Raw genomic sequence first — 18788 nt, forward strand, 5'->3', positions numbered from 1 at the left:
GTCACCGGGCCGGCACCGCTTGTCCGCCTAAAGAAGCCGTGCGCGAAGAGGCACCTCGGCTCTTCCATTCTCACCACACCACATCGAGCCGGGCTGCCCGTCGCGCCACCCTCGATCCTACCCACAGGCTCGCAGCCCACAGGCTGCGGGCCACACGGTGCTGGCTCTTTGACAGAGACCGTCATCCCGGACGGCGAAGCCTAGCCCGGGATCCATAACCGCCGACGTTTCAGGAGAAGGCGAGTAGCACCGCACCTCATTCTGCATCGTCGGCGGTTATGGATCCCCGCCTGCGCGGGGATGACAGCGTTGAGTGTCACGCGCCATATCCTGCCAACGATCCCGGGTTCTGCTGCGCAGCCCCGGGATGATGCTCTTAAACGAGGAGCCTTCTCACTCCTTCACCCACTCTCGAATCAGGTGGTTCGCAATCGCGATCGGGGCCGGCGCCAGGAATTCCTCGTGGGTGCCCTCCAGCATGCGCCGGATGTCGTCCTTGGTGAACCAGCGGGCGTCCTCCAGTTCCTCGCCGTCGAAGGCGATGTCGTCGGTGAGCGCCTCACCGATGCAGCCGATCATGACGTTCGACGGGAAGGGCCAGGGCTGGGAGGCGAGATAGCGCACCGCACCCACCCGGATGCCGGCCTCCTCGAAGGTTTCCCGCCGCACCGCATCCTCGATGGTCTCGCCCGGCTCCAGGAAACCGGCCAGGCAGGAATACATCTTCTCCGGAAAGCGCGGCTGGCGGCCCATCAGGCACTTCTCGCCGCTTGTCACCAGCATGATGACCACCGGGTCGGTGCGCGGGAAATGCTGCGCTCCGCAGGCCGCGCAATCGCGGCGAAAGCCTGCCTGAGCCGCTTGCGTCGGGGCGCCGCAATTGGCGCAGAAGCGGTGGCGCCGGTGCCAGTCGAGCAGGGACTTCGCCATGGCGAGCATCCCGAGTTCCTCGGCCGGCACGAGGCCGCGCATCGCGATGGAGCGCAGGTCGACGGCGGCGAAGACCGGATCGTCCTGGAACAGCTCGGCGGCTTCGGGGGCCGCAAGCGTCGCCACCACCGGGCGGTCGTTCAGGGTGCCGAGAAACACCTGTTCCTGATGGGCCGGAAGGCGCCTGAGGATCGCGGCGGGCAGGAGGCTCGTTCCCGGCTCTCCCGTCTGCAGGATCGGCAGGTCGCCAGCCAGGACGACCATGGCGGTCCAGGGATTGGCCACCGCATTGGCGATTGCCTCCGGGTCCCGCTCCGCGCTGTGGCGGACGAGCGGGTTCGTGATGTAGGCAATGGGTCGGGTCATAAGTCGATCCTGGGTCAAGCCGCCGCGAAAAGAGTGGCGGCGCGCTCGATCAGGGCAGAGGCCGCGTGAGGAGGGTAGGGGGTCCGGGTGCCGTGCCCCCAGACGGGACCGGGCCAGGCCGGGTCGGAGCGGAAGCGTCCGACCACATGCACATGAAGCTGCGAGACGATATTACCGAGCGCACCCACATTCACCTTGTCTGGCTGCGAGAGCTCCAGCATCACCCTCGTGGCGATGCGGATCTCCTGCATCAGCTGGACGGATTGCTCCTCGGACAGGTCCGTCAGTTCGCTTAACCCCTCGACCCGCGGCACCAGCACGAACCAGGGAAAGCGTGCATCGTTCAGCAGCAGGACCGAGGAGAGGGCGAGGTCGCCGACCGGGATCGTGTCGGCTTCGAGCCGGGAATCGAGCTGGAATGTCATGAGGCTATGTAACCGAGCCCGCGGCATCCTGTCAGCCACTCTCGGCATGCACCTCAGTGTCATCCCCGGCGAGCAGAGCGAGGGAAGGCGATCCACTTGCGAACGCGGCGCTATGGATCCCCTTCCCGGTCCTGCGACCGCCGGGGATGACACTGAAGCGTGGTGGACAGCGGGGATGAGGTCAGAGGCGGCCCGTTTCCAACTTGCGTTTCGGGGCCGATGCCCTCATATAGCCGGTGGGAGGTTGGCGAGGGACGTCTCACTCGCCAACCGGGTCAGGTCCGGAAGGAAGCAGCCCTAACGAGACCGAACGGGTCTTCGTCCAGCCTCCCACCCAAAAATTTCTCCAAAGCCTTGCAGTCGATGGACGATACCACAGCCGGCACGCCCCTGAACGACGAGCCGGCCCTGCCGGGCTTCCCCGCCGCGCCAGAACCGGCGGCCGCGAAGGCCTCGCCCTACCGCGTTCTTGCCCGCAAATACCGCCCTCGCACCTTCGACGACCTGATCGGCCAGGAGGCGATGGTCCGCACCCTGTCGAACGCCTTCGAGACCGGCCGCATTCCCCAGGCCTGGATGCTCACGGGCGTTCGCGGCGTCGGCAAGACCACCACGGCGCGCATCCTGGCCCGTGGATTGAATTACCAGAAGCCCGACGGCTCCGGCGCTCCCACCATTCACATGCCGGAACTCGGCGTCCATTGCGAAGCGATCATGGAATCGCGGCATGTGGACGTGCTGGAGATGGACGCGGCGTCGCACACCGGCATCGACGACGTCCGCCAGATCATCGACGGCATCCGCTACTCGCCGGTCTCGGCCCGCTACAAGGTCTACATCATCGACGAGGTCCACATGCTCTCGGAGAAGGCGTTCAACGCCTTCCTGAAGACGCTTGAGGAGCCGCCGCCGCACGCGAAGTTCATCTTCGCCACCACCGAAATTCGCAAAGTGCCCGTCACGATCCTGTCCCGCTGCCAGCGCTTCGACCTGCGCCGCATCGAGGCCGACAAGCTCGTGGGTCATTTGAGCCGCATCTGCGACGCCGAGGGCGTGAAGGCCGACCAGGAGGCGCTGGCTGCCATCGCCCGTGCGGCGGAAGGTTCGGCGCGCGATTCCCTGTCGCTGATGGATCAGGCCATTGCGCACGGCGCCGGCGTGGTCACGCCCGACACCGTGCGCGACATGCTCGGCCTTGCCGACCGCAGCCAGGTCATCGATCTCTTCGAGGCCATCATGCGCGGCGACGTGCCGGCGGCTTTCGCTGGACTGCGCTCGCAATACGATGCCGGCGCGGATCCGGCCGTGATCCTGTCGGATCTCGCGGCCTTCTCGCACATCGTCACCCGCCTCAAGCTGATCGCGGAAGCCGCCAGGGATCCGGCGCTCTCCGAGATCGAGCGCACCCGCGGCATGGATTATGCCGCAAAGCTTTCTGTGCGCACATTGTCCCGCGCCTGGCAGATTCTCTTGAAGGGCATCCCCGAGGTTCAGGCGTCGAACCGCCCGATTGCCGCCGCCGAGATGGTGCTCGTGCGCCTCGCCTATGCGGCCGATCTGCCGACGCCGGACGAGGCGCTGCGTGCCCTGAAGGACGGCGCTCCGCTGCCCACAGGCGGCCCGGCTCCTGCGCCGTCGCGGCCATCGGGCCCCGCCACCTCTGGCAATATGGCTTTGGCAACATCGCAGCCTCAGCCGCAACCGCGCGCTCAGCCGGCGCCGGCTGAGCCGACCATGCGGCTTCGCCGCTTCGAGGACGTGGTGGCGCTGGCCGGCGAGAAGCGCGAAATCGTTCTGAAGGCGGCGTTGGAGCGCGACGTGCGCCTCGTGCGCTTCGAGGAGGGCCGGATCGAGCTCAGCCTCACGGAGACCGGCAGTCGCACCATCGCCAACGATCTCACCCGCGCGCTTCAGCAATGGACCGGCGAGCGCTGGATGGTGGCGCTCTCGTCAGAAGAGGGCGCGCCGACCCTGCACGAAAAGGCAGTCGCCGCCGAACGCGAGCGCAAAGAGGGAGCGGCCAATCATCCGCTCGTGCAGGCCGTGCTCTCCAAGTTTCCCGGCGCGCAGATCGTGAACGTGATCGAGCGTTCCGAGAAGGCCGGCGAGGATGCGGAAACTGAGATCCTCGGCGAAGAGGATGCCGCTGCTGCGCACGAGACTGAAGAAGACGACGATCTGTTTTAAAACAAGGATGCGGTCATGAAGGACATCATGGGACTGATGAAGCAGGCTCAGGCCATGCAGCAGAAGCTGCAGGACGCCCAGGTCGAGCTCGACACCCTGGAGGTCGACGGCACCGCCGGCGGCGGCGTCGTGACCGTGAAGGTAACAGGCAAGGGCAATCTCAAGTCGATCAACATCGACCCCTCGCTCATGAACCCGGACGAGAAAGAGATCCTCGAGGATCTCATCGTGGCCGCCATGAACGACGCCCGCGGCAAGGCCGAACGCGCCGCCCAGGAGCGCATGGAAAGCATCACCAAGGGCCTGCCGCTGCCGCCCGGCCTGAAGCTGTTTTGAGCTGAGCATCGCGCGAAGAAGTGGATACCGGTTCTTCGCACCAAGCGATGCGACATAAAAAAGAGAACCTGAATGGCTCAGCACGTTGCCGGCCCCGAGATCGAGCGTCTGATTCAGCTTCTGGCCCGCTTGCCGGGCTTAGGCCCGCGCTCGGCGCGGCGCGCGGCGCTCCATCTCATCAAGAAGCGCGAGACGCTGCTCAATCCGTTGAGCGATGCCATGCGCATCGCCAACGAGCGCATCGTCGTGTGCTCGTCATGCGGCAATGTCGATACGTCTGAGCCCTGCACCATCTGCCGCGATGCCAAGCGCGATCCCTCCATCCTCGTGGTGGTGGAGGACGTGTCCGATCTCTGGGCGCTGGAGCGCTCGGGCGCCGTCAATGCCAAGTACCACGTGCTCGGCGGCGTGCTCTCGCCGCTCGATGGCGTGCGTCCCGAACACCTGAACCTGGAGCGCCTCGTTGCCCGTGTGTCGGAGCCCGGCGTGACGGAAGTGATTCTGGCTCTCAACGCCACGGTGGATGGGCAAACCACGGCTCACTACATCACCGAGCTGCTCGCGCATCTGCCCGTGAAGGTGACGAAGCTCGCCCACGGCGTGCCGGTCGGCGGCGAGCTCGATTATCTCGACGAAGGCACGCTCTCCGCAGCGATCCGCCAGCGCACGTCGTTCTAAGAGAAACTTTATCCTCTTCACGTTATCATCGGCCTTGTGCTGGTGATCTCGATTGCATGAAACGCTGGAGTCTCTCAGCATCGAAATGGCCGGATCAAGTCCGGCCATGACCGCGTGGAACTTCACGCCGGAATGTCGAGCCGGAACACCGTGCCGCCCTCGGCCGTGAGGCTGAACTGGCCTCCGAGCTGCTGAGCGAAGGATCGGATGAGCTTCATGCCCAGCGACGAGGCATTGTCCGGCACATCCGACACGCCCTTGCCCGTATCACGAACGACAATTTCGATCCGGCCGTCGATTCTGTGCGCCGAGACAAGAATGCTCCCGCCTTCGCCCGGTCCGAAGGCATGCTTGAACGCATTGGAAATCGCCTCTGTCACGGCGAGCGCCAGCGGAGCGCCGCGGTCGAGATCGATCATGATCGGTTCGGCATCGAGGTCCACCGCAATCCCCCGGGCAGCCGCCCCATAAGTGGCGGACAACTCGTGGATGAGTCGGCCAAGATAGTCCTGCAGATCGATCGTGCCGCCCGTATCCTTTCTGTAGAGGATGTCATGGATCAATCCGATGGAGCGCAGACGGTCCTGCGTCTCCTGAAAGGCCGATTTAACGCCTGGATCCGAGAAGCGGCGGGCCTGCATCTGCAACAGGCTCGACGTGACCTGCAGGTTGTTCTTCACCCGATGATGGATTTCCTGCAGCAGCATGACCTTGTCGGAAAGCGCCTTGCCGAGGCTCTCGTTCGCCAGCTGCAATTCCTTCTGCGTGGCCTCGGTCTGGTGGCTGAGCCGCACCCCGATCCAGGTGAGCCAGCAGAGCGCGACCAGCACGATGGCCGTGATCCCGGCGCTCCAGTAGAAGCCGGTCCTCCAGGCTGCCAGGGCCGTTGCCACCGGCACGCTGGCCGTGACGGTAACCGGCCAGCGCTCCAGGCGGCGGAAGGAGATGATGCGCTCGACGCCGTCCCCCATATCGTTGGCGCGGTAGGTTCCGCTGCGCTGTCCCTCCATCTCGTTGAAGAGCGCCGTGTGGCTGACGCCCGTGTCCGTCTGGTTCGGCGCGAGACCGGTGCGCGCAATGACGCGGCCATCTCGGCCCCAGAGACCGAGAATGACGTTGTCATCCTCGATGTCGGGCCGTGAAATCTCCTGCAGGAAGGCCGGGCGCAGGGCGACTTGCGCGACTCCGTCGAAATCGCCGTTCAGATCGGGAATGCGCCGGGAATAGGTATAGAGGATTTCCTTGGCGAGCCGGCCGACGATGGCGCCGCCCACGAAGCTTTCAGCCCCGGCTCGGTGGGCCTTGAACCAGGACCGATCCGCAAAGCTCACTGAATCCCCCAGCTGCGGGATCGATACACCGACCACTTTGCTGTCCCGGTCGATGATCAGGAACAAATCGCTGGCGGAGGATCTCTGCGTCAATCCGGCGAGATACTGGCTGGCGTCGGTCGTTTCGCTCAAGGCGCCCACACCGCCTCTCAGACGCACATAGGCGATGATGTCGTTGAGAAGGAGGTCGCTCGTCTCCAGGGTTCGCTTGGCATATTCCTCCATCAGGAGAGCGAGATCCTGCGTGGCCGCCTCGGCGCGATGTAAGGCGCTGCGGTATTCAAGCCACAGGAACGCCCCCCTGATCCCGATCACGGCCACGGCGAACAGAATCGCCGTGGCGTAGAGTACGCTGCGCATATCGCGGACGGGGATCATTCGGCGGGAGCTCAGGTCCGAGGCTGTGGGCGGAACGGGTGCAGACAGGACCCTATGCTACGCCGTTGTCCGGTGTCCATATCATAGATCAGGTGACAGGCCCGCGCCCCGTTGCTAATCAGGCGGCAACGAAACCCTTGCTCCGAGCTTCTCATGTCCACCACCGACCTCGCCCATACGATCGATGCCGCCTGGGAAGACCGGGCCAATGTCAGCCCCACCACGACGGGCGCCGTGCGCGAGGCCGTGGAAGAGGCCATGAGCCTGCTCGATTCCGGCAAGGCCCGTGTGGCCGAAAAGACGGCCGGCGGGGAGTGGCAGGTCCATCAATGGCTGAAGAAGGCCGTGCTGCTCTCCTTCCGTCTCAACGACATGGAAGTGATCGGCGGCGGGCCGGGCGAGGCCACCTGGTGGGACAAGGTGCCGTCCAAGTTCGCTGGCTGGGGCGAGAACCGCTTTCGTGCTGCCGGTTTTCGCGCCGTGCCGAACTGCACCGTGCGCCGCGGCGCCTATATCGCGCCCGGCGTGGTGCTGATGCCGTCCTTCGTCAACCTCGGCGCCTATGTGGACGAGAACACCATGGTCGACACCTGGGCGACGGTGGGCTCCTGCGCCCAGATCGGCAAGAACGTGCACCTCTCCGGCGGCGTCGGCATCGGCGGCGTGCTGGAGCCGCTCCAGGCCAATCCCACCATCATCGAGGACAACTGCTTCATCGGCGCCCGCTCCGAGGTGGTGGAAGGCGTGGTCGTGGGCGAAGGCTCGGTGCTCTCCATGGGCGTGTTCCTCTCAGCCTCCACCAAGATCATCGACCGCAACACCGGCGAGGTTTTTGTGGGTCGCGTGCCGCCGTACTCGGTCGTCGTCCCCGGCTCGCTTCCCGGAAAGCCGCTCCCGGACGGCACCCCGGGTCCATCCCTCTACTGCGCCGTCATCGTGAAGCGCGTCGACGCCCAGACGCGGGCGAAGACCGGCATCAACGAGCTGCTGCGCGACTGATCCGATGGAACCCTCGCCTCTCTTTCTCGCCCAATCGCTCCTGCGCTGCCCCTCCGTGACGCCGGAGGAGGGCGGGGCGCTCGCCTTCATCGAAGGCGTGCTGAAGGAGGCAGGGTTCGAGGTGCACCGGCCGGTCTTTTCCGAGCCCGGTACTCCGGATGTCGAGAACCTCTATGCCCGATATGGATCAGACGAGCCCTATTTGCTCTTTGCTGGCCACACCGATGTGGTCCCGCCCGGCGATGCGAGCCGCTGGAGCCATGACCCGTTCAGCGGCGAGATTCACGGCGGCGAGCTCTACGGGCGCGGCGCCGTCGACATGAAGGGCGGCATCGCCTGCATGATGGCGGCGGCGCTCGACTTCATCCACGGCGATCCCGGGTTTAAGGGCTCCATCGGCTTCCTCATCACGGGAGACGAGGAGGGGCCAGCCATCAACGGCACGGTCAAGCTGCTCGAATGGGCGAAAGGCCGCGGCGAGCGCTTCGACCACTGCATCCTGGGCGAGCCCACCAACCCGAACCAGCTCGGCGACATGATCAAGATCGGCCGGCGCGGCTCGCTGACAGGCCGGATCGTCGTCGAGGGCTGCCAAGGGCACGTGGCCTATCCGCATCTGGCGGACAACCCGATTCCCGGGATGATGCGCCTGCTCTCAGGGCTGCTCAGCGAGCCGCTCGATCACGGCACGGAGCATTTCGACGCCTCGAACCTTGAGGTGACCACGGTCGATGTGGGCAACCCAGCCTCCAATGTCATCCCAGCCGAGGCGCGAGCAACGTTCAACATCCGCTTCAACGATCTCTGGACACCCCAAAGCCTGGAGGAGGAGATCGACCGCCGCCTGCGCGAGGCTGCCGGCAACACGGTGCGCTACCGCCTCACGATGGACCCGACCAATGCGGTTGCCTTCCTGACCCCGCCGAATGCCTTCGTGGGTTTCGTCGCAGACGCCATCAAGGCCGAGACCGGCTTTCAGCCGAAGCTCTCCACCACGGGCGGCACGTCGGACGCTCGCTTCATTGTGAAGGATTGCCCGGTGGTGGAGTTCGGCCTCGTCGGCCAGACCATGCACCAGATCGACGAGCGGGTGCCCGTGGCCGATCTGGATCGTTTGACAGGGATTTACCGCAAGGTGCTCGACGCCTACTTCGCGGCCGCATCCTGAGCGCCCAAGCCTGACTATTTAGACTAAAGTCGGAAAGTGAGCGGAACGTTTTAGGACGTCCGTCCATTTGCGTGAGCAACCGTCTTCAAGGATGAGGCTGCTCATGATCGTCACAGCGGATGAGGTCAATCGTTCGTTCAGGGGAACCCTGGATCTGCTCAACAGCAGGGTTGAGGGCCTGAAATCCTTCGACATGAGCGAGCGGGGCTTCTGGCGCTCCTTCACGGCGCTCTGGCTGACCCTTCCGGCCTATATCGTGTCCCTGGCCTTCGAGCGCCTGCGCCTCGGCCTGCTTCAGCCCGACCGGTCGCTGCTTGGCAATCTCTGGCTGGATCTTGTGGTGGCCCTTGGCCATGTCGCAGGCTTCCTCGCCTTGCCAATCGCCATGATCTGGATCGCCCGCTGGTTCCGGCTCGAGAAGGCCTATGCGCCCTTCGTGATCGTCACGAACTGGATCTCCGCGGTCGGCATGCTGGTGCTCTCGGTGCCGGCCATGCTCATGCTGCTGGGCTGGGCCCCTCCCGGTCTCGCCAGCCTTTTCAGCCTTGCGTTTGCGGTCATCATCGTCCGGATGCAATGGTTCGCCACCAAGTCCACGCTGGGGCTCTCAAGCATGCCGGCGCTGGGCATCGTCATCCTCGGCATCGTGCTCAATTCCCTCGTGGGAATCGCCATGCGCGGCCTTCTAGGATAGCTCCGGATAATCGACGCCGATCAGGTAAAGGCCCGTCGGCGGCGCCATGGGGCCGCAGCGCTTGCGGTCCTGCGCTTTGAGGGCCGCCCGCACATCCTCCACCGACCAGCGCCCGGCGCCGGCACGCTCCAGCGTTCCCGTCATCGAGCGCACCTGATGATGCAGGAACGAGCGGGCGGAGGCATAAATGCGGATCTCGTCGCCGATCCGCTCCACGTCCAGACGGTCGAGGGTGCGGATCGGGCTGTTGGCCTGGCATTCGGCCGCCCGGAACGTGGTGAAGTCGTGCCGCCCGACGAGCATCTGCGCGGCCTCGTGCATCACATCCGCATCGAGCGTCCACGCCACGTGCCAGACCCGGCTCGCTTCCAGCGTCGGTGGCGCACGGCGGTTGAGGATGCGATAGACATAATGACGCTTCACGGCGGAGAGACGCGCATTGAATGTCTCGGGAACGATCTGCGCCGACAGGATCGCAACAGGCGCAGGCCTGAGGTGGGAATTGGTGGCATCGCGCACCGTATCCGGCCGCCACTCCTTCTCCAGGTCTACGTGCACGACCTGATGGGTGGCGTGAACACCGGAATCGGTTCGGCCAGCACAGTGGATTCGCACAGGTGTGCCGGTGAAGCGCGCAATCGCATCCTCGACCGCCTGCTGCACGGAGAGACCGTTCGTCTGATGCTGCCACCCGGTGAATGGCGTGCCGTCGTATTCGACGACAAGCTTGTAGCGAGGCATGTCTAGTTCAGTTCTGCAAAGGCCCTGGCGTAGGAGACAGGGCCGTGGGCGCCTTTCCCGTGATCGGACAGCGCAAGGGCCTGGAGATAGGGCCCGTCATAGGGTGTTTTAAGCTTTTCCGCCAGCTTCGGATCGAAGCCGAAGCGGCTGTAGTAATGCGGTTCGCCAAGAACGACGACCAGATCATAGCCATCGGCCCTGAGCCGCTCCAGGCTGTGCCGGACAAGAGCCGACGCAATCCCCTGCTTCTGAAAGGCGGGAGCTACTGCCAGCGGTGCCAGCACGCAGGCTCTTATGGCAGAGGCTTCGTGCAGCATCAGATGGGAATAGGCGATGTGCCCTGCGGGGTGGTCGTTGCGGGCAATCAGGGAGAGGATGAGATCTCCGTCATTGTGCATGTTCCGCACGAGATCGGCTTCCGCCGATTGTCCGAAGGCCGCGACATAGATCGTGTAGATCGCCTGCCAGTCTGCGGATTCCTCCAGACGGATCGTCATAGGCGTCCTCACCCGAAGCGGGCGCCCGGACCAAGCCTCACGCCGCGCAGGAATTCATCGAAGCTAACGGGTCCCTTGCCGGCCCGCTGAACCTGGAGCAGGCGGACAGCCCCGTCGCCGCAGGATATTATACCATTAATATCAAGAAGTGTGCCAGGAGAACCTAAACCATTCCCCAGAGTTGCGCGCAGCACCTTCACACGCTCCTGGCCCTTGCCGAAATCGGCCGCGAAGTAGGCTCCTGGGAAGGGCGAGAGGCCGCGGATGTGGTCGTGCACCGCCTGGGCGGGTTTCGACCAGTCGATCAGGGCGTCCTCGTTCTTGAGCTTATGGGCGTAAGTGACGCCCTCCTCCGGCTGCGGCGTGAAACCCAAGCCGCCGCGCGACAGGGCGGCGAGCGCCCGCACCATGAGGTCGGCACCGAGCACCATGAGCTTGTCATGCAGGTCGCCCGCGTTCATGTCAGGCCCGATCGCCACTTTCTCGACCATGGCCACAGGGCCTGTATCGAGGCCCTCTTCCATCTTCATGACAGCAACGCCGGTTTCCCGGTCGCCGGCCATGACGGCCCGCTGGATCGGCGCCGCGCCGCGCCAGCGGGGGAGCAGGGAGGCGTGAAGATTGAGGCAGCCGAGCTCCGGCGCCTCGAGAATGGCCTTCGGCAGCAGCATGCCATAGGCAACCACCACGGCCACATCGGCCCCATGGCTGCGGAAGATCTCCGCAGCCTCTTCCGTGCGCAGGGTCTTGGGCGTGAACACGGGGATCCCGAACCGGTCCGCCATGGTGTGGACCGGCGAGGGCTTCAGCTCCATGCCGCGCCCGGCAGCGGCCGGCGGGCGGGTGTAGACGGCCACGACCTCGTGGCCCTGGCCGACGATCTCGGACAATGTGGGCACGGCGAAATCGGGTGTGCCCATGAAGACGACGCGCAGGCTCATGCGCCGGCCTCGCGCTTGGCCGCCTTCTTGAACTTGGTCATGACCCGGTCGCGTTTGAGCTTCGACAGGTAATCGATGAACAGGACACCATTGAGGTGGTCGATCTCGTGCTGGACGCAGGTGGCCAGCAGCCCGTCGGCCTCCTGCTCGATGGTTGCTCCTTCAAGGTCCATGTACCGGAAGCGCACCCGGTCCGGCCGCTCGACCTCCTCGTAATATTCGGGGATCGAGAGGCAGCCCTCCTCGTAGACTCGCTTCGCCTCCGAGGCCCAGACGATCTCGGGGTTGATGAGCACCATGGGCTGGCGCTCGTCCTCGGATTTCGACACATCCATGGTCACCATACGGACCGGTACACCGATCTGGATGGCGGCGAGCCCCACACCGGGGGCGTCGTACATTGTTTCCAGCATGTCGTCCGCAAGCCTGCGGATCTCGCCCGTGATTTCCTGAACGGGCTCGGAAACCAGGCGGAGCTTGGAATCGGGGATGATGACAAGGGGTCTGATGGTCATGATCGCGGGAGATAAGGGCTCGTTCACGGATGGTCAAATCGTTCGTCTTATGTTCGGATGCTTCCGTCACCCGGAACCATGAATTTCATGAACGATGTCGTCCTGACGCTCGGCCAAACCGCCCTGACATGGGGTCAGATCGTCTTAGGCATGGCGGGCTTCAGCCTTTGTCTCCTGCTCCTCGTGACCGTGCTGCTCCTGCGCACCCGCCGGGATCGGGCCATGGAAGCGCTGATTGCGGACGAGCGGGCACGGGAGATGGACGACAAGGTGGCGGAACTCACCCGGATCCAGTCCGAGATGACCGGCCGGATGCGGACCATGGCGGAGGTGTTCGGCTCCCGTCAGAGCGACTTCGTGCGCATGATCTCGGAGCGGATCGACGGGCTGCAGCACCGGGTCGGCCAGGGGCTGGAATCCTCCACGCGTCATCAATCCGAAAACCTGTCCAAGCTGAACGAGCGCCTCGCGGTCATCGACGCGGCGCAGCAGAACCTGACGAACCTCACCGGGGAGATCGTGGGCTTGAAGGATATCCTGTCCAACAAGCAGACCCGCGGCGCCTACGGGCAAGGGCGGATGGAGGCGATCATCCGCGACGGGCTGCCTGTGGGCGCGTTCGAGTTCCAGGCGACCCTCTCCAACCGTACGCGTCCGGACTGCCTCGTGCGCCTGCCCGGCGACGAGCGCGGGCTCGTGATCGACGCCAAGTTCCCGCTGGAGGGCTTCACCCTGTTCCGCGAGGCCAAGGGCGAGGAGGCGCGCAGCAGGGCGGCTGCAAGGGTCCGCAACGACATGCTCGTCCACGTCAAGGACATCGCCGAGAAGTACCTCATCGCCGGCGAGACCCAGGATATCGCCATTCTGTTCGTACCGGCTGAATCGATCTACGCCGATCTCGCCGAGCATTTCGACGACGTGGTGCAGAAGGCCCATCGCGCCCGCATCGTCATCGTCTCGCCGTCCCTCCTGACGCTCGCCATCCAGGTGATGCAGGCCCTTGTGCGCGATGCCCGCATCCGGGAGGAGGCGCGGGTGATCCAGATCGAGGTGCAGAAGCTCCTGGAAGACGTGGAGCGGCTCGACTCCCGCGTGGCGAAGCTCGACGCCCATTTCCGGCAGGCGCAGGACGACGTGTCCCAGATCCGCGTTTCGACTGACAAGATCGTGAAGCGCAGCGAACGGATCGAGGCTCTCGAGTTCGACGAGGGGGAGGCGGAGGCGCGCGCCGAGCTCCTGCGCCTCCAGGGCCGCAATCTTCGGGCGGTGGATTAGGAACCGCCTTCCGCCCGCGACGTTCTTCCCACGCGGCAGGATGCGTCAAGCGGATAATGGCGCTCGCATGCTGGCATATCACAGAACTCGGGAAGGATTGCGCTATGGGCCTTTTGTCAAAGGACATCAAGTCGTTGGATGACCTCTTCATCCATACCCTGCAGGACATCTACTACGCCGAGCAGCAGATCACGAAGGCGTTGCCGCAGATGATGGAACAGGTCACGGATCCGCAGCTGAAGCAGGCATTCCAGACCCATCTCGGTGAGACCCAGCAGCAGATCCAGATGGTCGAACAGGTGTTCCGCATGCACGGCCACGATCCCAAGGGCGTGACCTGCCCTGCCATCGACGGTATCATCAGCGAGGCGCAGGACATCGCCGGCGAGATTGATGATCCGCAGGTTCTCGACGCTGCCCTGCTTGCCGCCGCTCAGGCCGTGGAACACTACGAGATCACCCGCTACGGCACCCTCGTGGCCTGGGCCAAGCAGCTCGGCCGCGAGGATTGCGCCGGCGTCCTGCACCAGATCCTGGATCAGGAAAAGGCGACCGACCAGAAGCTCAACCGGATCGCCGAGAGCAAGATCAACACGCAGGCTGCGTAAGCTCTTCGTCCGCTGAATACGAAAATGGCCTCCTCTCGGAGGCCATTTTTATTGGAGAGAGGTTATTTGGATTTCTGAGGCAGCGCATAAGCGCGCAGGAAATCCGCCAGATCGTTGGTGATGTAGTCGATATCCGGCGTCTTGACGGCTTCCTGCTCGAAGCTCTCCCGGAACGGATCGAGGGTCTTCGGCACGATCAGGGTGGTGGTCATGCCGAGCTCGTGCGGCACGGTCAGGTTCTTGGCGATGTCCTCGAACATGGCCGAGCGGGAGGGCTCCACCCCGTGCCGCTCAAGGAATATTTCATAGGCGCGCCGGTCCGGCTTTGGCACGAAGTTGGAGGCGGCGATGTCGAACACGTCCTCGAAATGGTCGAGGATGCCGATTTTTCTGGCTACGTTCTCCGCGTGCTTGCGGGATCCGTTGGTGAGGATGAGCTTGCGGCCGGGGAGCCTCTCGATCGCCTCGCCCAGGCTGTGGTTCAGCTCGATGTCCGTGTGGTCGATGTCGTGCGCGAAATCGAGGAAGTCGTGCGGATCGACGTTGTACTCGTCGATCAGCGCCTTCAGGGTCGTGCCGTGTTTGTGATAGAAATACTTCTGCAGCGCCTGCGCCGACAGCCCGTCGAGCCCGAAGAACTCTGTGATGTAAAGGGTGATGCGCTGGTCGATCTGCGGCCAGACCCGCGAGGTGTGCGGATAAAGGGTGTTGTCCAAATCGAAAACCCACGTCTCCACATGGGAGAAGGGACGGGAATCGGCCGAGGACAGGTGGCTCTCGAGGGCTGGTTTGGCGTTCATGGATTCCAAAGACGACAATGGGGCCGTGCGGCCCCACTGCTCGAAATATAAGCGTTCTCTGCCGCTTCGGAAAGGGCAGGCTCAGCATCGGACCCAAAAGTGGAACCCACTTTTGGGATCTATTCGATGCTTAACTCTTTGAAGAGCGCATCGTGTGGACCGGACCCAGAGGGCCGCACGATGCGCTAACCGCGACGGATCAGCGTGCCGGCGCCGTGATCGGTGAACAGTTCCAGAAGCACCGCGTGGGGCACCTTGCCGTCGAGGATGACCACGGCCTCCACGCCCTTCTCCAGGGCATAGATGCAGGTCTCGATCTTCGGGATCATGCCGTCCGTGATGGTTCCGTCGGCGATCAGGCGGCGGCAATCCTCGATGGTCATCTCCGGGATCAGGTTCTTGTTCTTGTCGAGAACGCCCGGGACATCCGTGAGAAGGAGGAGGCGCTTGGCCGTGAGCGCGCCCGCGATGGCACCGGCAAAGGTGTCGGCATTGACGTTGTAGGTCTGGCCGTCCTGGCCGATCGCCACCGGAGCCAGGACCGGAATCAGCTCCGCCTGGAGCACCTGGTCCAAAACCTCCCGGTTCACCTGCTCGGGCTCGCCGACGAAGCCGAGATCCACCACCTTTTCGATGTTGGAATCAGGGTCGATGGCCGTGCGGGTCACTTTCCGGGCCATGACCATGTTGCCGTCCTTGCCGGACAGGCCCACGGCCTTGCCGCCCTCGGCGCCGATCCAGCCGACGATCTGCTTGTTAATGGAGCCGGCCAGCACCATCTCGACCACCTCGACCGTGGCCTGATCCGTGACGCGGAGCCCGCCCTTGAACTCGGACTTGATGCCGAGCTTCTCGAGCATCTTGCCGATCTGGGGGCCGCCGCCATGGACGACCACGGGCTTGATGCCTGACTGCTCCAGGAGAACCACGTCCTCGGCGAAATCCTCGGCAGCCGCCCGGTCGCCCATGGCATGGCCGCCATACTTGATCACCACCACCTGCTGGTCATAGCGCTGCATGTGCGGCAGGGCCTGCACAAGCACCTCGGCCTGCACGTGGACATCGGGAAGGGGCGTGGACGGATCGGACATGGACGGCTCCGGCGCGGTCATCGGGATCGGACGGCCTGCCTTCTAGCCGAAGGAGGCGCTGCTGCAAACAGGGAGTTCAGGCTCTCATGCGAACAAGGGCGGAGATGCCTACCAGCAGCCACCCGACCATCAGGATGATGCCTCCCGCAGGCGCTGCCCTCGGAAACAGCGCCACGCCCGAGAACGCGCGGCGTGAGAGATCGCCACAGAATAGGACAAGCCCGAGCACCAGCACGTAACTGGCGATCTGCCCCAGCATTGGGTTCACGGCACCAACAGCGATGAGGGCCACCAAAGCGAGCAGGGCAGGGGCGTGGAAGAGCAGGAACTGCGCTGCCGTGGTGAGATTGCCGCCCGTAACGTGGGCGGCAGCGGCCGAGAGACCGACGCCCAGGAGACCTGACAGGGAGGCAAGGACGATCAGGATCCGGGTAGCGAGCGTCATCCTGCGCCCCGCTCGCTCAGGAGCTTGGCGATCCCGGCGCGCAGCTCGGGGATGCCGAAGCCCGTGCGGCTGGAGGTCGGCAGGATCTCAGGGTAAGCGGCGGCGCGCTTCTCGATCTTCTGCAGGGTGTCGGCCATGCGCTTGTCGAGTTCGCCCGGCTTCAGCTCGTCCGCCTTGGTGAGCACGACCTGGTAGGAGACTGCCGCCGTGCCAAGGGTCTCCAGCACGGCCTCGTCCACCGGCTTGATGCCGTGGCGGGCGTCAATCAGCACATAGACTCGGGCAAGGCTCGCCCGGCCGCGCAGGTAATCGTGGATCAGCTGGGTCCAAGCCTGCACCTTCTGCTTCTCGACGGCGGCGAAGCCGTAGCCGGGCATGTCGACGAGGTGGAAGCGGTCGTTGATATTGAAGAAGTTTAGCTGCTGGGTCCGGCCCGGCGTATGCGAGGTGCGCGCCAAGGTGTTGCGCCCGGTGAGTGCGTTCACCAAGCTCGATTTGCCCACATTGGAGCGCCCGGCGAAGGCGATCTCCACCTTGCTCATGGGCGGCAGGTTGTTCAGGGCGTTGGCGGCCCATATGAAATCCGCCTCGCCGGCAAAGAGCTTGCGGCCGATTTCGAGGAAGGGATCGACGTCCTGGTTGGGGGGGCTTGTCTCGGTCATGGGCCTCTTATCGGCGCTCGCAGCGCTTTCTTCAAGGCACGGGGCTGATTTCCTGCTCACAGCCAGAAGGGATCGGCCCTCGACAGCGCTCCTAGGGAAGCCTCGCTCTTGTCGAGAAGCTTTTCCCGCTGCCGCTCCAGGCGCTTGGGTGAGACCTCGGGGAGGTACATGGCAAGGGAGCCGCCCACCGCGAGATCGTTCAGGTCACCCAAGTGTTCCTGGAGCTCCGCCAGAAGGGAGGAGAACGTCTTGCGGCGCTTCCTTGCCTTGCCCGAGGTGAAAAGCGACCCGAGGAACTCGGTGCCGTAGCGCAGCTTCTTGATGCGGATGCGCAGGTCGTGACGCTCTTCGTCACCGATGTCCCGCAGGTGCTTGGCGAGCTTGCGAATGCGCTTGAAGCGGCGGGAAAACTCGGCCGCCGCAAATTCCCTGGCAGGGCGTAACCGGGCGGATTTGCGCCCGTCCCCGCCAGATGCCATCCAGGCTCCAGCCTCGATCCAGGCGGCCGTCTGCAGGATCACATCCATGAAGCGGCGGGATTCGAGGGTCTCCAGCAGGTCCCTGTAGGCTTCCGTTCGGCGTCGCTCGATCTCCTCCATCTGCGACGGATCTGGCGCAGCATCATCCATAGAGCGCAGCCGCTCGATGAATACGTCGAGGTCCCTGGCCGCTCCCAGGGATTGCCCGGCCCAGCGGAGATTATCGCGGATTTCGGCGCTCTCAGGGTCGGTCAGCAGCTGGGTTTTGAACAGGGAAATGGCGGCCCTCAGGCGCCGCAGGCCCACGCGCATCTGGTGCAGGGCGGCGGGCTCCTGCGTGAGCCGCACCAGGGCTTCGTTCTGCACCATCTGGGCAAGGCAGGATCGGGCAATGACCTGGAAGGCCTCAGCGCAGGTTGCGTCCTTCGGAAGCTCGATCTTCTCGGCCCGCGCAGGCCGAAGGCTTTCCCCGTCGAGGAGACGGTAGCCGCGCTCGGACTTCGCCGCTGTCGAGAGCCTTAAGGGAGCAGTCTCACTCAAATGGCGGGCCAGCGCGAACAGCGCGCCGGCATGACCCTGCCGCAGCTCCAGTTCGATTTCCGAGAAGGTGACCGTTTTGTCCCCACCGGAGGCTTTGGCACGGTCGAGGGCCACCTCGATCATGGCGGTATCGAACTTGGCCTCGAAGGCTCTTCGTTCCGTTTCGACGGTGAAGGCCGGCTTGATGTTCGCCAGAAGATCCTCATCCGCGATCAGCTTTCCGAGAGGGGTGCCGGCCGCGGCGGACAGGTCGAGTTCGCCATCGACCGGCGTCTCCCACTCGCCGCGATCCATGGCGATGCCCTTGTGCGGGCCCTCGGCCTTGATGGTCTGGATGGCTTTGCCGTTCCGGCGGCGGATGCGCAGGCTGATGCCCTCGCGGTGTAAGGCATGGTCATCCGTGTCGAAATAGACCGCATGGAGCTGTCCGCTCTGCCTGGGCAGCGGCTGCGCCTTCTCGATCAGGGGGTGCGTAAGCAGGTCCTCGGCCGTGCCGGAGGCAAGCTCCAGCTTCAGCTCGATCTCGCGGGGCGAGTCGGATACACCTTGCTGCTTCGATTTTTCTTTGGAGGCGCTCATCGTCCGTCACCGCATAGCATCGGCGATTGATATAGATGTGTGACGGTTGGAAGGAATGACGGCGTGCTCGCCATCGGCAAAAGAAAATCCCCGGGACATGGCCCGGGGATGATCACATCTTAA

The 18788-nt window shown here is 64.3% G+C and carries 20 protein-coding genes and 1 other RNA gene; 9 read left to right on the forward strand and 12 right to left on the reverse strand.

All coding sequences use genetic code 11. The features are described 5' to 3' along the window. Positions 1-393: 393 nt before the first annotated feature. On the reverse strand, positions 394-1296 hold the full coding sequence (gene nudC / locus JQC81_RS01105) for an NAD(+) diphosphatase (protein WP_203269882.1): 903 nt from the start codon (positions 1294-1296) through the stop codon (positions 394-396). Positions 1297-1310: 14 nt separating this feature from the next. After that, entirely contained in the window at positions 1311-1721 is a 411-nt protein-coding gene (locus JQC81_RS01110; RefSeq protein ID WP_203269883.1) for an HIT domain-containing protein, read from the reverse strand. Positions 1722-1959: 238 nt separating this feature from the next. Here JQC81_RS01110 and ffs point away from each other — a divergent pair. The 4 genes from ffs (at position 1960) to recR (ending at position 4922) form a co-directional block, all read left to right on the forward strand. Continuing rightward, an RNA gene (gene ffs, locus JQC81_RS01115) (signal recognition particle sRNA small type) lies at positions 1960-2056 on the forward strand. Between the two features lie 28 nt (positions 2057-2084). After that, positions 2085-3908, forward strand: a complete 1824-nt coding sequence (locus tag JQC81_RS01120) for a DNA polymerase III subunit gamma/tau (protein WP_203269884.1) — start codon at positions 2085-2087, stop codon at positions 3906-3908. Between the two features lie 15 nt (positions 3909-3923). Then, positions 3924-4244: a YbaB/EbfC family nucleoid-associated protein gene (locus JQC81_RS01125; protein ID WP_203269885.1), complete on the forward strand. Its 321-nt coding sequence runs from the start codon at positions 3924-3926 to the stop codon at positions 4242-4244. 72 nt (positions 4245-4316) lie between these two features. After that, the gene (gene recR, locus JQC81_RS01130; protein WP_203269886.1) at positions 4317-4922 is read left to right on the forward strand and encodes a recombination mediator RecR; all 606 of its coding nucleotides are present in this window, start codon (positions 4317-4319) and stop codon (positions 4920-4922) included. 122 nt (positions 4923-5044) lie between these two features. Here the strand turns inward: recR and JQC81_RS01135 are convergent, their stop codons facing one another. Beyond that, positions 5045-6631 (reverse strand): sensor histidine kinase, encoded by a 1587-nt coding sequence (locus JQC81_RS01135; RefSeq protein ID WP_203269887.1) that lies wholly within the window; start codon positions 6629-6631, stop codon positions 5045-5047. Positions 6632-6784: 153 nt separating this feature from the next. Between JQC81_RS01135 and dapD the strand changes: the two genes are divergently transcribed. From dapD to JQC81_RS01150, 3 genes are all read left to right on the forward strand, one after another. Beyond that, positions 6785-7630, forward strand: coding sequence for a 2,3,4,5-tetrahydropyridine-2,6-dicarboxylate N-succinyltransferase (dapD, locus tag JQC81_RS01140; protein ID WP_203269888.1), 846 nt, complete (start codon positions 6785-6787; stop codon positions 7628-7630). Positions 7631-7634: 4 nt separating this feature from the next. Then, positions 7635-8798: a succinyl-diaminopimelate desuccinylase gene (dapE, locus tag JQC81_RS01145; protein ID WP_203269889.1), complete on the forward strand. Its 1164-nt coding sequence runs from the start codon at positions 7635-7637 to the stop codon at positions 8796-8798. Between the two features lie 103 nt (positions 8799-8901). Next, a complete protein-coding gene (locus tag JQC81_RS01150; protein WP_203269890.1) occupies positions 8902-9492 on the forward strand; it encodes a hypothetical protein in 591 nt (196 codons plus the stop codon). Here JQC81_RS01150 and truA read toward each other — a convergent pair. From truA to def, 4 genes are read right to left on the reverse strand one after another with little or no spacing between them, the layout of a single operon-like run. After that, positions 9484-10233: a tRNA pseudouridine(38-40) synthase TruA gene (gene truA / locus JQC81_RS01155; protein ID WP_203269891.1), complete on the reverse strand. Its 750-nt coding sequence runs from the start codon at positions 10231-10233 to the stop codon at positions 9484-9486. The two genes, JQC81_RS01150 and truA, sit on opposite strands and share 9 nt — an antisense overlap. Positions 10234-10235: 2 nt before the next feature. Then, positions 10236-10730 carry a GNAT family N-acetyltransferase gene (locus JQC81_RS01160; protein ID WP_203269892.1) on the reverse strand — a complete coding sequence of 165 codons (495 nt, stop codon included), beginning with the start codon at positions 10728-10730 and terminating at the stop codon, positions 10236-10238. A gap of 8 nt (positions 10731-10738) precedes the next feature. Next, on the reverse strand, positions 10739-11671 hold the full coding sequence (gene fmt, locus JQC81_RS01165; protein ID WP_203269893.1) for a methionyl-tRNA formyltransferase: 933 nt from the start codon (positions 11669-11671) through the stop codon (positions 10739-10741). After that, positions 11668-12186, reverse strand: coding sequence for a peptide deformylase (gene def / locus JQC81_RS01170; protein WP_203269894.1), 519 nt, complete (start codon positions 12184-12186; stop codon positions 11668-11670). The genes fmt and def overlap by 4 nt, the downstream gene beginning before the upstream one ends. A gap of 87 nt (positions 12187-12273) precedes the next feature. Between def and JQC81_RS01175 the strand changes: the two genes are divergently transcribed. Then, on the forward strand, positions 12274-13461 hold the full coding sequence (locus JQC81_RS01175; RefSeq protein ID WP_203269895.1) for a DNA recombination protein RmuC: 1188 nt from the start codon (positions 12274-12276) through the stop codon (positions 13459-13461). A 104-nt stretch (positions 13462-13565) separates the two neighbouring features. After that, positions 13566-14069, forward strand: a complete 504-nt coding sequence (locus tag JQC81_RS01180; protein ID WP_036356678.1) for a YciE/YciF ferroxidase family protein — start codon at positions 13566-13568, stop codon at positions 14067-14069. Positions 14070-14131: 62 nt separating this feature from the next. On the opposite strand, the gene JQC81_RS01185 is transcribed toward JQC81_RS01180, so the two are convergent. The 5 genes from JQC81_RS01185 to JQC81_RS01205 all read right to left on the reverse strand — a co-directional run bounded on the left by JQC81_RS01185 (position 14132) and on the right by JQC81_RS01205 (position 18665). After that, the gene (locus JQC81_RS01185; protein ID WP_203269896.1) at positions 14132-14869 is read right to left on the reverse strand and encodes a pyrimidine 5'-nucleotidase; all 738 of its coding nucleotides are present in this window, start codon (positions 14867-14869) and stop codon (positions 14132-14134) included. Positions 14870-15054: 185 nt separating this feature from the next. Continuing rightward, positions 15055-15960 (reverse strand): acetylglutamate kinase, encoded by a 906-nt coding sequence (gene argB / locus JQC81_RS01190; RefSeq protein WP_203269897.1) that lies wholly within the window; start codon positions 15958-15960, stop codon positions 15055-15057. Positions 15961-16036: 76 nt separating this feature from the next. After that, complete coding sequence (locus tag JQC81_RS01195) at positions 16037-16405, reverse strand: DUF423 domain-containing protein (RefSeq protein WP_203269898.1); 369 nt, start codon at positions 16403-16405, stop codon at positions 16037-16039. Then, positions 16402-17067 carry a ribosome biogenesis GTP-binding protein YihA/YsxC gene (gene yihA, locus JQC81_RS01200; protein WP_203269899.1) on the reverse strand — a complete coding sequence of 222 codons (666 nt, stop codon included), beginning with the start codon at positions 17065-17067 and terminating at the stop codon, positions 16402-16404. Before yihA ends, JQC81_RS01195 begins: the two co-directional genes overlap by 4 nt. A 56-nt stretch (positions 17068-17123) precedes the next feature. After that, positions 17124-18665: a CYTH and CHAD domain-containing protein gene (locus JQC81_RS01205; protein ID WP_203269900.1), complete on the reverse strand. Its 1542-nt coding sequence runs from the start codon at positions 18663-18665 to the stop codon at positions 17124-17126. Between the last annotated feature and the right edge of the window lie 123 nt (positions 18666-18788).

Origin of the sequence: Microvirga arabica (assembly GCF_016811235.1) — a bacterium.
In the GTDB taxonomy this organism is placed as follows: Bacteria; Pseudomonadota; Alphaproteobacteria; order Rhizobiales; family Beijerinckiaceae; genus Microvirga; species Microvirga arabica.